The organism is Psychrosphaera sp. 1_MG-2023, assembly GCF_030548245.1.
GTDB classification, from domain to species: Bacteria; Pseudomonadota; Gammaproteobacteria; order Enterobacterales; family Alteromonadaceae; genus Psychrosphaera; species Psychrosphaera algicola.
In genome coordinates, this window is the sequence record NZ_JAUORW010000003.1 from 295,554 (window position 1) to 309,996 (window position 14,443).

At 40.3% G+C, this 14,443-nt stretch carries 12 protein-coding genes and 1 tRNA gene; 1 reads left to right on the forward strand and 12 read right to left on the reverse strand.

What is annotated here, in order from left to right; genetic code table 11:
- Positions 1-12: 12 nt before the first annotated feature.
- Together nlpI and pnp are read right to left on the reverse strand one after the other, a co-directional pair.
- The gene (gene nlpI / locus Q4575_RS04200; protein ID WP_272180068.1) at positions 13-933 is read right to left on the reverse strand and encodes a lipoprotein NlpI; all 921 of its coding nucleotides are present in this window, start codon (positions 931-933) and stop codon (positions 13-15) included.
- Positions 934-1,070: 137 nt separating this feature from the next.
- The gene (gene pnp / locus Q4575_RS04205; protein WP_303521399.1) at positions 1,071-3,179 is read right to left on the reverse strand and encodes a polyribonucleotide nucleotidyltransferase; all 2,109 of its coding nucleotides are present in this window, start codon (positions 3,177-3,179) and stop codon (positions 1,071-1,073) included.
- A gap of 277 nt (positions 3,180-3,456) precedes the next feature.
- Here pnp and Q4575_RS04210 point away from each other — a divergent pair, with 277 nt between their 5' ends.
- A complete protein-coding gene (locus tag Q4575_RS04210) occupies positions 3,457-4,035 on the forward strand; it encodes a DUF3365 domain-containing protein (protein WP_215962689.1) in 579 nt (192 codons plus the stop codon).
- A 64-nt stretch (positions 4,036-4,099) separates the two neighbouring features.
- On the opposite strand, the gene Q4575_RS04215 is transcribed toward Q4575_RS04210, so the two are convergent.
- The 10 genes from Q4575_RS04215 to Q4575_RS04260 all read right to left on the reverse strand — a co-directional run bounded on the left by Q4575_RS04215 (position 4,100) and on the right by Q4575_RS04260 (position 14,403).
- A complete protein-coding gene (locus Q4575_RS04215; RefSeq protein WP_303521400.1) occupies positions 4,100-5,104 on the reverse strand; it encodes a phospholipase A in 1,005 nt (334 codons plus the stop codon).
- Positions 5,105-5,294: 190 nt separating this feature from the next.
- Positions 5,295-5,564 carry a 30S ribosomal protein S15 gene (gene rpsO / locus Q4575_RS04220; RefSeq protein WP_215962687.1) on the reverse strand — a complete coding sequence of 90 codons (270 nt, stop codon included), beginning with the start codon at positions 5,562-5,564 and terminating at the stop codon, positions 5,295-5,297.
- A 150-nt stretch (positions 5,565-5,714) separates the two neighbouring features.
- Positions 5,715-6,689, reverse strand: coding sequence for a DUF6635 family protein (locus tag Q4575_RS04225; RefSeq protein ID WP_303521402.1), 975 nt, complete (start codon positions 6,687-6,689; stop codon positions 5,715-5,717).
- Between the two features lie 100 nt (positions 6,690-6,789).
- Positions 6,790-7,713 carry an alpha/beta hydrolase gene (locus tag Q4575_RS04230; RefSeq protein ID WP_303521403.1) on the reverse strand — a complete coding sequence of 308 codons (924 nt, stop codon included), beginning with the start codon at positions 7,711-7,713 and terminating at the stop codon, positions 6,790-6,792.
- Between the two features lie 284 nt (positions 7,714-7,997).
- Positions 7,998-8,933, reverse strand: coding sequence for a tRNA pseudouridine(55) synthase TruB (gene truB / locus Q4575_RS04235; RefSeq protein ID WP_215962684.1), 936 nt, complete (start codon positions 8,931-8,933; stop codon positions 7,998-8,000).
- Complete coding sequence (gene rbfA, locus Q4575_RS04240) at positions 8,934-9,350, reverse strand: 30S ribosome-binding factor RbfA (RefSeq protein WP_215962683.1); 417 nt, start codon at positions 9,348-9,350, stop codon at positions 8,934-8,936.
- Positions 9,351-9,435: 85 nt separating this feature from the next.
- Positions 9,436-12,060, reverse strand: coding sequence for a translation initiation factor IF-2 (infB, locus tag Q4575_RS04245; protein ID WP_215962682.1), 2,625 nt, complete (start codon positions 12,058-12,060; stop codon positions 9,436-9,438).
- A 24-nt stretch (positions 12,061-12,084) separates the two neighbouring features.
- The gene (gene nusA / locus Q4575_RS04250; RefSeq protein WP_215962681.1) at positions 12,085-13,581 is read right to left on the reverse strand and encodes a transcription termination factor NusA; all 1,497 of its coding nucleotides are present in this window, start codon (positions 13,579-13,581) and stop codon (positions 12,085-12,087) included.
- A gap of 22 nt (positions 13,582-13,603) precedes the next feature.
- Positions 13,604-14,062 carry a ribosome maturation factor RimP gene (gene rimP, locus Q4575_RS04255; protein WP_215962680.1) on the reverse strand — a complete coding sequence of 153 codons (459 nt, stop codon included), beginning with the start codon at positions 14,060-14,062 and terminating at the stop codon, positions 13,604-13,606.
- A gap of 264 nt (positions 14,063-14,326) precedes the next feature.
- Positions 14,327-14,403 (reverse strand) — tRNA-Met (locus Q4575_RS04260).
- Positions 14,404-14,443 lie beyond the last annotated feature (40 nt).

The following is a 14,443-nucleotide window of genomic DNA, read 5'->3' on the forward strand; positions in this document are numbered from 1 at the left end:
TTACTTAATTCACTAATTTTTTACAGGTAACTGATTTGCTGGATTGTATCGTTGCTTAGCTTTTTCATACAGTTTAGCCAATTCAAGTTTTGCGTATTTGTGCTCAACAAATTCAAATACGTTGGTAGATAACGCAAGTCGAAAATAGTTTTTTGCGGTTTCTTCATCACCTTGCTGTAATTTGAGTTTCGCCAAATAGAAATAGCCTTCGCATAGGCGATCAACCAGTTCTCGAGGACTTTGCAGTGATCTGCTCATATTTTCAATAAATTGCTTTTCGTCGATGTCACCAAGGAAAAGGTCGATCAATTGATAAGACCACTTATTTTTATCAATCATTGAGGCGTTATAAATAAGTCTCAAACGTGCATCTTCAGGATTGATTTCATATTCTGCGAGATACAACCACATAGCTCGGTAAGGGTCATTTGGTTGACGCATTAAAAAGGTTTCTAGGTCATCAACTGCCAGTTCATTTTTACCAAAGTAATATAAAGCGATACCTCGGTTTAAATAGACATAACTATGTTCTGGTTCAATTTCGAGAACATTATCGAAAATCTCAAATGCTTGAGAGAACTGACCAATTAATGTCATGTGAATACCAATAAAATTATAGGCATCGGCAAACGCTGGTTTGTACTCAAGAGCACGACGGAAATCGAGTTGAGCTAATGTTCTAAGGCCCATACTGTCAAAAATAACCCCACGGTCATATAACATCTGGGCCATCTTGTCGTTGTCTAACTTAACGTGGTTAATTAGCTGTGACAATTTTGCTACAGCAAGTTCGCTTTGATAGTCAATTTCGAGAGGTTCGGTAATGACCGCATTATTGACAAAATGAGGTCGAGAATTTTGTTCAACCGACTTGGTGGCACAACCACTTAATAAACTCGCTGAAATAACAACTAGCGAAAACAATAGCTTCATACTGACTCCTAGATTAGTAGGCGTATTAATAACATAAATTTGAACCGATGATAAACAGCGTTTTACATTGCAGAGCGCTAAATACAAAAAAGAGAGCCGAAGCTCTCTTTTTTCTAAGATAAAAGCGTTGCTAAATATTATTCAGCTGCTGCTTCAGTCTTTTCGCCCGCTTCTTTCATGCTCAAACGAACACGACCTTGACGGTCAATTTCGAGAACTTTAACGGCAACTTCTTGGCCTTCTGATAATACGTCAGATACATTTTCAACACGATCTTGAGAGATTTGTGAAATGTGGACCAATCCATCTTTACCAGGTAGAACGTTAACAAACGCACCGAAATCAACGATACGTGCAACTTTACCTTGATAAACACGGCCAACTTCTAGGTCAGTCGTTAGTTGCTTAACACGGTCGATAGCGGCTTGAGCGCTTACGCCGTCTGTTGCAGCAATTCTAACGGTTCCATCGTCGTCGATTTCAATTGTTGTACCCGTTTCTTCAGTAAGTGCACGGATAGTTGCACCACCTTTACCGATAACATCAGCGATTTTCTTAACTGGAACTTTAACAGTGTAGATACGAGGCGCAAACTCAGACATCTCTTCACGGTGTCCGCCGATTGCTTCGTCCATAACACCTAAAATATGGATACGTGCAGCTTTAGCTTGAACTAACGCTTTATCCATGATCTCACGAGTAATCCCTTCGATCTTGATGTCCATTTGTAGTGCTGTAATACCTTCAGTAGTACCAGCAACTTTAAAGTCCATGTCACCTAAGTGATCTTCATCACCAAGGATGTCAGACAATACAACAAAGTTGTTATCGTCTTTAACTAGACCCATCGCGATACCAGCAACAGACGCCTTAATTGGAACACCAGCATCCATAAGTGCTAAAGAAGAACCACATACAGAAGCCATTGAAGACGAGCCGTTAGATTCTGTAATTTCAGACACTAGACGAACTGTGTATGGGAATTCTGCTTGTGAAGGCATTACCGCTAAAACACCACGTTTCGCAAGACGGCCATGGCCAATTTCGCGACGCTTAGGAGAACCGATGAAACCAGTCTCACCAACACAATATGGAGGGAAGTTATAATGAAGCATGAACGGGTCACGTTTTTCGCCAAGTAACGAATCAATGATTTGTGAATCACGTTCAGTACCTAAAGTACACGTAACGATAGCTTGAGTTTCACCACGAGTGAACAAAGAAGAACCGTGTGTACGCGGTAAGATGCCAGTTTTAACATCTAGTGCACGGATCATATCTGGTTCACGACCGTCGATACGTTTTTCACCAGCTAAAATACGTGAACGAACAACGTCTTTCTCTAAGTCATGTACAAGTTCAGACACTTCTTTTTCGTTAACGCCTTCTTCACCAGCTTCTTCAACTAGTGTCGCAATTGTTGCTTTTTTCACTTCGCCAACGGCAGCGTAACGCTCCATTTTGTCAGCGATAGCGTATGCAGCTGTAATACCTTCAGATGCTAGTGCAGCAACTTTTTCTTTTAATTCTGTGTTTTCTGCTGGAGCAGACCAATCCCACGCAGGATTGCCAACTTCTGCAGCAAATTCGTTGATTGCAGAAACAACCACTTGCATTTGTTCATGACCATAAACAACTGCACCAAGCATGACTTCTTCAGATAAAACAGCTGCTTCAGATTCAACCATAAGTACTGCATTTTCAGTACCGGCAACAACTAAATCTAAGTCACTTACTTTTAGTTCAGTTTGAGAAGGGTTTAAAACATACTGGCCATCAATTACACCAACACGTGCAGCACCGATAGGGCCATTAAATGGGATACCAGAAATTGAGATTGCTGCAGACGCACCGATTAATGCAACGATGTCCGGGGCAATTTCAGGATTAACAGACATTACAGTACAAATGACTTGTACTTCATTTTTGAATGAAGCTGGGAACAATGGACGTAATGGACGGTCAATTAGGCGAGCAATTAACGTTTCTTCTTCTGCAGGACGACCTTCACGTTTGAAGAACCCACCAGGGATTTTACCGCCAGCATAAGCTTTTTCTTGATAGTTAATTGTTAGTGGGAAAAAGTCTTGTCCAGGACTAGCTTCTTTTTTACCAACAACTGAAATAAGTACAGCCGTATCACCGATGCTTGCCATAACAGCAGCACTTGCTTGACGTGCAATAACGCCCGTCTCAAGAGTGACCTCGTGTTGACCATACTGGAATTTCTTAATAATTGGAGTCACGTTTTTTTCCTTTCATTTTCATTTTTATTCAGCGTTTATCTTAGGGCGTCTTTATGACCACGATGTTGCACTATTACAAAAAAGTGTATCCCCATACTGAATCATGTTTTCATTTAAATTCGCGCATATTATACGCCCGTATTTTAAGCTTGTCAGTAAATGAAATTAAATAATCTGTCTGAGCTTTTAACCCAAAATAACCGCAACAAAAATTGCTAATCAAACGAATTCATTATAGTTTTATAGTGCTGGGCGTTTTTCTAGATAGGGTATAAAAATGACTAAACGAATATTTATTTTGGGTGTTTCATCACTTGTTGCAATTTCGGCATATGCCGCGCAAGTTGAAACATCAAAATTAAAGCAATTGGCTGACATAAAAATCACCGCATACAACCATCAATTGCGCACTACACTGCAGTCAACTATCGACTTAGGAACATTAAAACGCAGCGTCAAAGGGTGTGAGTCAATTGCTCAAAATATGCTAGTTCAAAATGGCACCGGTGGTTGGGACTTGGAACGAACCAGTTTAAAGTTCCGTAATCCAGACAATAAACCGGACGCTTGGGAAGCTAATCAATTAAAGCAATTTCAAAAAGCATATGACAACGGCAAACCCATATCTCAGCTAAGTGTTGAACGCCTAACCAGCGTTGGACCAAAAAAAGTTGTTTATAAATATATGAAAGCTATTGAAGCAGAACCCGTATGTCTAAATTGCCATGGCAGTAATATGTTAGATACGGTAAATGAAAATTTAGCACTCAATTATCCGAATGACAAAGCGATAGGCTATAAAGCGGGAGATTTAATGGGCGCCTTTGTGCTTAAAAAAGTCGTCAGCTCTAGATAATTTTATTTAGAAAAAAACCAACCCGAAATTAAATTCGGGTTGAATACCTATCTATTTTCCTACATTAGAAGATTTCAGTTAGTGCGATACCAAAACCAATCTTTTGTTGCTTGTGATTGTAATCAATCAAGCTTTCACCATAGCCGCTAAAATATTGAACTAAACCGATCATCCGGCCAAAGATTGGTTTCGTGAAGTTTATTTCAATAGCGCCATTCCCTGTTCGCCAATTTTTACGGATCATTACAGCAATTTTACGCGTGTCAGAAAACGCATAAGCCGCGTCAATCGTATAGTGCCCCATGTAATCTTCAATATCAGGGTTATCATCACCGATGGGCGATAAAGGCTCTTCTTTGTCCCCTTCCGGCAACCTGTACCAAGGTCTAAATGCAACAAAATGGTCGCCACGTTCATATAAAATACCAAATTTTATTCGGTTCCAACTTCGAGACAACAGTTGAGACTGACCGTTAGACTGATGTTCAATACCTAATTCAAATCCCATATTCCCACCAAATGGCTTAAATGGCAGTGGCGCTTGATAAAATATTTCTGGTTGATAGTTCGTTTCTCTAAAAGGTCTTGATAGTTTTTCTGAATACAATTGCCACCAAGCTTGAATTGTCATACCAAAATAAAGCGAATCCCCAGGGACAAAAATATCAGAGGTAAATAATGGAACTTTTAAGCTGATTTGGTATTTAGCTTCATAGTTTTTCATATGATCTATATTAGTTCCGACTTCACTATAGGCTTCGGAATTAAAATTGTCTGAATAACTGACTGGCATTATGTAGCTATGTTTATGAGGTGTTATTACAAACGGGTTAAACTCTGTCGCTTTTTCATTAATGATCCGCATTGCGTATCGGCCTGGGTTGTATACCTCTGCCCACGCTTTTGAACGGCAATAACGTTTCAATAATTTGGGCTCGATATAAGTCAAACCTGTATTTTCTATCGTGTCGATACACAATTTGGTTTTTGCCAAAACCTCTTTATCTCGTTCGGTGTATGCATCCGGTAATATATCAACCGCAACTTCAGCGACGATAGTCTGTGACATAAATATCAAAACTGAGTAAAAAAATATTCTAAACATTGAGACCTTTAATTTATGAGTAATGCCAGCAGTAAGATTAGTTTATTCCTACTGAAAAGTAGAAACTTATAGGCAATCAATAAACTTATACCTAAAAAACAGATACAAAAAAAGGAGCATATATGCTCCTTTTCTAATCCAATGACTACTTCGCTTAGCGACGTAGGCCTAAACGTTGGATTAAGTCGTTGTAACGATCAAGCTTGCTACCTTTAAGGTAATCAAGAAGCTTACGACGTTGACTTACTTTACGTAAAAGTCCACGGCGTGAGTGATTGTCTTTTTTGTGCGCTTTAAAGTGGTCTTGTAACTTGTTGATGTCAGCAGTTAACAATGCAACTTGAACTTCAACAGAACCAGAATCGTTTTCGCAAGTACCGAAATCCGCAAGGATTGCTGCTTTTTCTTCTACACTTAGTGACATAGTATTCTCCAAATTTTAATGATTGCCAGCCGATCACTAACTCAGCCAACAGGAACGCCCCCTATAAAGAGGAGGCGCGAATTCTACTTGTTTTAGATATAAGGTCAAGAAAAAGACCAACAAATAAGCATATTTATCGCCAACAAAACACTATTTAACTGTGACAGCTAACATTAAGTCCGCTAAATCGAGGATCCGTGCAACAAAACCGTCTTTAAATTGCATAGCGCTTTTATCCCCAGCAACAAATTGTTGTTCCAATTTATCTATCACCTTGTGTAGTTTTTTTTGGTGCATGCCAAAGTGTTTTTGCAAAGGATCTGTAACAAATCCTGTATATGAAGCGATAACCCCAAGTGCCACTGCAACTCCACCAGTACTCAACGCAATCATAGTTTTGGACGCACTTGCAGTGAATACCGAATAATAAAGTCCCCCTAGGGTATTACCTAAAACAAAACTAGAAACAGCCACATTATGAGCAATACCGGCTGCCAAAACACTGCCCAAACCCATCGCGCCAAAGTTAACCGATTTATTTGCTGCGTAACCAGCGGCTAGAGCAACAAAAGCCGATGACAACTCTGCCGCGGCTTTTCTACTGTCGACATAAACTAATAACTTTTCAGCTAAGGCTCTTTGCCCTGATTCGTTACCAACAAGATCAGCGAGTTGCATTAAACTTTGGTCAAAAAGAGCATTAAGCTTATCGTCCTCTAAGATCATTGCTAACATTCGGTTTTCAGTAAATTTACGAGGACCCTGTTCGTATGGTAATTCCAAAAGTTGAGTTTGAACGCGCCAAGCAACTTCTTGTTCTACATCCGTTTTAATACCTGCCGGCAATTTAACTAAACGGTCACCGAGCCTATTGTTAGAAACTCTTTTGAGAATGCGACCGGTGCCTGAAAGTAAAAAATGGGGTGGTGTCCATAAAATATTCAGTGGCGTTTTTAACATATCCAAACCAAAAGCTTTTTTATTGAGTTCAAAAGCCGGTTTGATCGAAAAATTATTTTCAACAAATTGGTCTACAAGTTCGTGGCGCGATGAAAAATAACGTGACAGTCCTCTTTCAACAACGTCACTAACTAATTTGTTATTTTCGGCAGTTCTTACGTCCAATCTTTAAACCTATTGTATTTTGAATGACCCCATAATAAGAACTTCAAATACACCAATGCAATACAAAGTTTGTAACAAAATGGTACTTTTAGACATCCACTTAGTGTCCAAACATAAACGCCAGAGGTACATGTAATCGAGACTGCCAAGAACGTTCTGTGTGGTCATGGCCGTCAAACAACAAGCTTTGCCATTGTTCTTTAGGGTATTGACGGGTTGTGAAAAGAGCGTCTATTTGTTGTTGATACTTGGGATATTTTACATCCAAGGTTTGATTTCCGTAATCAAAATACAATTTGTGGTCTTTTAGCTTAGATAGGTTTGAAGCAATATAGTTATAGAACTGTTTAAACGCGACGCCATTATCACTTTTTAATCCAACCCAATGCGTCGACATACAAATAGCCCCTGCAAATTCGTCAGGGTATTGCATCAATCCGTACCAAGAGATCAATGCTCCCATACTCGAACCAGCTAAATATCTATGTTTACCGCCGCGATTAACCGAAAATGTTGACTCAACATAAGGTATGACTTTGGTGACTAGAAATGCAAGGTACTCATCTGACGTAACGATAAAGGGCTTATTCTCAGGTAACGGTAGTCCCTTTATTAGCTCTGTTTTTTGCAGATTGTTCATCTGATTTAATGGTACTTTAGGAAAATATTCCGCTGCTCGTTGCAGTCCACCATTAGGTATTCCAACAACAATAAATGGCCTAACACGATGTTCAGCAATCAACTTACTAACCACTTCGTCTACTTGCCACTCTTGGTTATTCCAAGTCGTAGTCGCATCAAATAGCATATCGCCATCGTGCATATATAACACATCGTACGTTTTGTTAATGTCGTAGCCATCAGGGAGCCAAACATTGATAGTCCTTGGTGCGATTGCATCAAATGACATCACCTTATCTTGAATTAAAGTCCCACTACTGACGGTCATGGGTTTAGCGAATAAGCAACTGCTTAACAACAAAAGCATTAACGCTGAAAACCAAATAAATGAATTACGTTCCATAGTTTTTACTTATCCTTACTCAAACTTAAACGCGCCTGACAGCGGCATTAACAAACTTTACATTGTGAAGTTGCATAGTAATTTTTACGACACAACCACGTTTAAATCTACCGTAGATTAATATTTAAAACTATTGATTGGCCTACCGATATCATCAATAAAAGGCTGCTTTAACAGTGAATACGTATGTCTTGTATTAAATGCCGCGTATAAAAAAAGCCACCTAAGTGACTTTTTAACATTACATTTGAGTAGACTCAGAGGTAAAAACGAAATATTTGAATTTACTGAGGTGCAACAACTAGTCGTTTCACTTTTACGACACCAGACTTGATGCTAACTACGCCATGGAATACGTTTGTGTCTTTTTCAAATATTTTTGTTTCTGCAACATCAGGCATATCAACCGCAACAGTTTGACCATATCGCAAAACTTCAATCTGGCGAGCAGTTAACATTGTTTCTGGTAATCCAATTAAAGCAGTTTCAAGGGGTAATAAATGACTATCAAGCGCAGTTGTATCAACAACACCTTCCTCGTCCATATTGTCATCCTTTAGCGCTTGAATTTGATCAACCGTTAACATTTTATCAGCTGGATAATTTGCCACTTTAATCCGACGCAGAGCTTTAACGTGGGCGCCACAACCTAACAGCTGCCCTAAGTCGTCAATCAAGGTTCGAATATAAGTGCCTTTTGAACAATGAACTTCAAAATCAGCTTCATCGCCGTCAAAACGCAATAATTCGAACTTAAATATAGTAATTGGGCGAGCTTCGCGTTCAACCGTTATTCCCTGTCGAGCGAGCTTGTACAGAGGCTGACCATTGTGCTTAAGCGCAGAAAACATGGTTGGGACTTGCTTGATGTCACCAGTTAAGGTTGCTTTGTGCTCAAGAATTTGTGATTCAGTAATGTTCACGTCAAACGTTTCAACCACCTCGCCTTCCGCATCACTGGTATCAGTACGCTCGCCAAATTTTGCAGTAACGATGTAGGCTTTGTCTGATTCCAGAAGATACTGAGAATACTTAGTTGCTTCACCAAGACAAACAGGCAACATACCCGTTGCTAACGGATCTAACGCGCCTGTATGACCTGCTTTTTCCGCACCATAAATTGCACGAACTCTTTGTAAAATATGGTTAGAAGACGACCCTTGGCTTTTATCAACTAAAACGATGCCATTGACCGGCCGTCCTTTTTTACGTCTTGCCATTTAGTCCTCGACTTGACTATCAGCAGGATTATCGCCACTTTTTGCGCGAAGTGTTTGGTCTTTAGATATCGCTTCAGATACCTTTTTAGACATCTCAATACCCGTAACTAAGCTATCGTCATAGATAAACTTGATTTCAGGTACGATACGTAAACGCATACGCTTACCGATTTCATTTCTGAAAAAGCCAGAAGCGTTATTTAAAACAACTTTGGTTTCTTCTATTTTTTCTTGGTTGTCGTCTTGACCTAACAAAGTAAAAAACACTTTTACATAAGCTAAGTCTCGAGTGACTTCAACAGATGAAACTGTTACCCAACCTACACGTGGATCTTTAAAATCACGTTGAAGGATCATTGCGATCTCTTGTTGCACTTGCTGTGCTACACGATCTGTTCTAGAAAAGTTTGTTTGCACTTTCCTCTCCAAATGGCTAAACCAAATAAATTAAAGACAAAAAAGGGGCATATAAGCCCCCTTTATAAACAACATTTGACGGGGATTACAGCGTACGCTGAATCTCTACAACTTCGAATACTTCGATTTGGTCGCCAACTTTAACGTCGTTATAGTTCTTAACACCGATACCACATTCCATGCCGTTGCGAACTTCAGCCACGTCGTCTTTAAAGCGACGTAATGATTCTAGCTCACCTTCGTAAATTACGACATTTTCACGTAATACGCGGATTGGGTTGTTACGTTTAACGTTACCTTCAGTAACCATACAACCAGCAATAGCGCCAATTTTTGGTGACTTAAATACGTCACGAACTTCAGCAAGACCAATTATCTCTTGTCTGAATTCCGGCGCCAACATGCCAGACATCGCTTGTTTAACTTCGTCAATCAAATCATAGATTACGCTGTAATAACGTAAGTCAATGTTCTCTTGTTCCATTAAGCGACGTGCAGTTGCATCAGCACGAACGTTAAAACCAACAACAATTGCGTTTGAAGCTTGTGCTAAAGATGCATCAGTTTCAGTAAGACCACCAACACCAGAACCAACAATGTTCACTTTAACTTCATCGGTAGACAATTTAGCAAGAGACTCGCTAATCGCTTGCAATGAACCTTGAACGTCGGTTTTAAGTACGATGTTAAGTTCAGAAACGTCGCCTTCTTCCATGTTAGCAAACATGTTTTCAAGCTTAGCTTTCTGTTGTCTAGCTAATTTCACTTCACGATGTTTACCGTGACGAGAGTTAGCAACTTCACGAGCTTTACGCTCATCTTTAACAACAGTCGCTTCATCACCGGCTTCAGGAACACCTGAAAGACCTAAAATTTCAACTGGGATAGACGGACCGGCAACATTAATTTCTTTACCGTTTTCATCTTTCATCGCTTTTACGCGGCCATATTCAAAGCCACATAATACAATGTCACCGCGTTTCAATTCACCTTCTTGAACAAGTACGGTAGCAACAGGGCCACGACCTTTATCAAGACGAGATTCGATTACAACACCGTGAGCAGCACCATGATCAACCGCAGTTAATTCTAATACTTCAGCGATTAAGCTAATTGCTTCAAGAAGCTCATCAACGCCTTCACCCGTTTTAGCCGAAACGTGGATAAACTGGGTATCACCGCCCCATGCTTCAGGGATAACGTCTAGTGCAGCAAGTTCGTTTTTAACACGATCTGGGTCCGCAGCTTCTTTATCGATTTTGTTTACCGCAATAATCAGTGGTACACCTGCCGCTTTAGCATGTTGTACCGCTTCTTTAGTTTGTGGCATAACACCATCATCTGCAGCTACTGCAATGATAACAATGTCCGTTGCCTTCGCACCACGAGCACGCATTGACGTAAATGCCGCGTGACCAGGAGTATCAAGGAACGTAATCATACCGTTTGGCGTATCAACGTGGTACGCACCAATGTGCTGAGTAATACCACCCGCTTCGCCGTCAGCAATATTTGCTTTACGGATATAATCTAGAAGAGACGTTTTACCGTGGTCAACGTGGCCCATTACAGTAACAACCGGAGCACGACTTGTTGCATCGCCTTCACCTGTATTACGGTCAGTTAATACGCTTTCTTCTAGTTCATTTTCTTTAACTAGAACGTATTTGTGGCCCATTTCTTCAACAACTAATGTTGCAGTTTCTTGGTCCAACACCTGGTTAATGGTAACCATTTCGCCCATTTTCATCATAGTCTTAACGACTTCAGCGCCTTTAGCCGACATACGTGAAGCAAGTTCTGCTACCGTAATGGTTTCACTAAGTTTAACAACTTGTTCAACCGGTGCTGCTGGTTTTTGGAAAGCATGCTGATTTTCAGACGCTTTCTTACGACGACGGCCAGTTAATTGCTGCGCGTCATCTTTACCACTGCGTTTAGATTTACGACGTGCTTTTTTCTCTTCGTTTTTATCTTGGTCATCTTCTGCAAGCTGAGCGTAAATAGATGAGTGAACGTGAAGATCTTCTTCAGATTCATGCTCTAACTTATATTTACGTTTCTCTTCTTCTTCTGCCCAAGTTTTTTCGTTCTTTTCAGCAAGTTTACGTGCTTCTTCAGTTAGCTTTTCAGCTTCTGCTTCTGCTTTTTTTATTGCTTCTTGTTCTAATGCTTCACGTATACGTTTCGCTTCTGCTGATTCGTTAGGATCAACTGGCTTAGCCGCTTTTGCCGCTTGTGCTTCCGCTTTACGTTTTGCTTCTAATTCACGCTTTGCTTTTGCTTCAGCATCTTTAAGCGCTTTATGTTCTGCGTCTTTAAGTGCTTTTTGTTCAGCTTCTACGCGTGCTTTTTCTGCTGCTTCAGCACGTGACTTCTCTTCCGCTTCTGCAATTGCCGCAAGTTCTGTTTCGCTGCGTTTAACAAACGTACGTTTCTTGCGAACTTCAACTGTTACGTCTTTAGCTTTTCCAGAGCCACTGTTTACACTCAACGTACTTTTTGTCTTACGTTGCAATGTCATTTTTTTAGGTTCAGCACCTTCGCCACCATGAGACTTGCTCAAGTGGTCAAGTAACCGTTTCTTTTCATCTTCGGTAATCATATCACCGGTATTTTTGCTGATGCCTGCATCTGCAAATTGCGTTACCAGCTTGTCAACCGGAGTTCCCACGTCTTGGGCTAGTTTTTCTAAACTAACATCTGTCATATTTAATTTAACCTCCGTTGAACCTTAAACTTCGTCACTGAACCATTGAATATTACGGGCAGCCATGATTAATTCACCGGCTTTTTCCTCGGTCAATTCTTCCACGTCTGCAAGGTCATCAACACCTTGTTCAGCAAGATCTTCAAGGTTACAAATACCTTTACTCGCTAATACATATGCTAAATGACGATCGACACCTTCAAGATTTAATAACTCTTCAGTGGGTTCTGCGTTTTCTAACGACTCTTCATTTGCTAAAGCCTGTGTCGTCAATGTTGCTTTAGCTCGACTTCGTAGTTCCTCTACAATGTCTTCATCTAATCCGTCAACTTCCAATAATTCAGAAACTGGCACATAAGCTACTTCTTCTAGTGAAGAAAATCCTTCTTCAACTAACATAGTGGCAAAATCTTCATCGATTTCTAACCCAGTCATAAATAACGTGACTGTTTTACTATTTTCAGCCTGATGTTTTTCAGCCATGTCGGCTTCTGACATCACGTTTAATTCCCAACCAGTTAATTGGCTAGCTAATCTAACATTTTGACCGTTACGGCCAATAGCCATTGCTAAATTGTCAGCAGCAACTGCAATATCCATCGACTTGCTGTCTTCATCTACGATGATAGACGCTACTTCTGCTGGTGCCATCGCATTGATAACAAACTGCGCAGGATTGCCATCGTATAATACGATATCAACACGCTCACCATTTAATTCACCGGATACTGCTTGAACTCGAGCACCACGCATACCAACACACGCACCAACTGGGTCAATACGACGGTCATTTGACTTAACAGCGATTTTGGCTCTTGAACCAGGATCACGTGCTGCAGCGATAATGTCTAACATTTCTTCGCCGATTTCCGGAACTTCAATGCGGAATAATTCAATCAGCATTTCAGATTTAGTACGACTCACAAACAATTGTGGCCCACGAACTTCAGGTCTTACAGCATATAAATATGCTCTAACACGGTCGCCCGGACGGAATGTTTCACGTTGGATCATGTCTTCGCGAAACAATACAGCTTCAGCATTGTTACCTAAATCAAGGATAACATTGTCACGATTCATTTTTTTAACGATACCAGTGATTAATTCACCAACTTGGCCAATATACGCTTCTGCGATTTGGCCACGTTCCGCTTCACGAACTTTTTGGACGATGACTTGCTTCGCCATTTGAGTCGTAATACGGTCAAATTTAATTGAATCGATTTGATCTTCTACGAAATCACCTAATTGTAACTCAGGTTCGTCGTATTGCGCAGCAGAAAGACTCATTTCTGCACTTGGGTTTTCCATTACATGGTCGTCAGGTACTACTAACCAACGACGATATGTGTCGTACTCACCAGTTTCTTGGTCGATATGTACTCGAACTTCGATATCTAACTCATATTTCTTTTTAGTTGCAGCCGCTAGAGCAAACTCCAGTGCCTCAAAGATTTTTTCACGAGGTACCGCTTTTTCGTTCGATACTGCTTCCGCTACTAGTAATAGTTCTTTTGCCATTATTACTTCGCTCCTTTAATTATCAGTCGAACTTCGCGACCAAGTTTGCTTTTGCGACATTATCAATAAATAGGGTAAATATTTGGTTATCGATTTCAATATTAAGCATATCTTCTTCAACGCTAACCAATTTGCCTTTAAAGTTACGACGCCCATCTTGTGGCACATTAAGTCGTACATTTACAGTTTCATCTACAACCAAAGCAAAATGCTCAATGGTAAATAAAGGTCTATCCATGCCTGGTGATGACACTTCTAAGGCGTATTCAGTTGCAATAGGATCTTCAACATCCAAAATTGCGCCTACCTGATTTGATACATCTGCACAGTTATCAACTGTAATACCATTTTCATGGTCAATATAAATACGCAATGTTGAGTGATTACCCGCTCGAACGAATTCAACACCAAGTAAATCAAAACCCAGCGCAGTTACCGAAGATCTCATCATTTCAGTTAAACGTAATTCTAAACTAGTCAAATCTTTTTCCCATAACATAAGTACAAAAAAAGGGCCTAAAGCCCTGTTGCATATGCCCCAGTTACATAATGTGGGCATACAAAACATACTGTAAAAACTAAAATGCCTCGACATTGCGAGGCATCAGCTTCTGAACTCAATCATCTCGTAATAGTTTACTTAATGACCAAGTTACGAAATCAACCTAAGTTAATTTCAAAAACTTGCACTATCAGTGTTGAAATTTTATTCAAAAATCCAAAACCCAGCGCTATGCATTCGAATTGGTTGCGGGAGCCGGATTTGAACCGACGACCTTCGGGTTATGAGCCCGACGAGCTACCAGGCTGCTCCATCCCGCGTCCGAATGCTTCTCAAAAGAGAAGGTGCCTACAATATTTT

What these genes read in the sequence shown, in the direction of transcription:
- rpsO (WP_215962687.1), bottom strand. Translation starts at nt 5,564, where the DNA reads ATGTCACTAAGTGTAGAAGAAAAAGCAGCAATCCTTGCGGATTTCGGT.
- truB (WP_215962684.1), bottom strand. Translation starts at nt 8,933, where the DNA reads ATGGCAAGACGTAAAAAAGGACGGCCGGTCAATGGCATCGTTTTAGTT.
- nlpI (WP_272180068.1), bottom strand. Translation starts at nt 933, where the DNA reads ATGAAGCTATTGTTTTCGCTAGTTGTTATTTCAGCGAGTTTATTAAGT.
- Q4575_RS04215 (WP_303521400.1), bottom strand. Translation starts at nt 5,104, where the DNA reads ATGTCACAGACTATCGTCGCTGAAGTTGCGGTTGATATATTACCGGAT.
- Q4575_RS04210 (WP_215962689.1), top strand. Translation starts at nt 3,457, where the DNA reads ATGACTAAACGAATATTTATTTTGGGTGTTTCATCACTTGTTGCAATT.
- nusA (WP_215962681.1), bottom strand. Translation starts at nt 13,581, where the DNA reads ATGGCAAAAGAACTATTACTAGTAGCGGAAGCAGTATCGAACGAAAAA.
- Q4575_RS04230 (WP_303521403.1), bottom strand. Translation starts at nt 7,713, where the DNA reads ATGGAACGTAATTCATTTATTTGGTTTTCAGCGTTAATGCTTTTGTTG.
- infB (WP_215962682.1), bottom strand. Translation starts at nt 12,060, where the DNA reads ATGACAGATGTTAGTTTAGAAAAACTAGCCCAAGACGTGGGAACTCCG.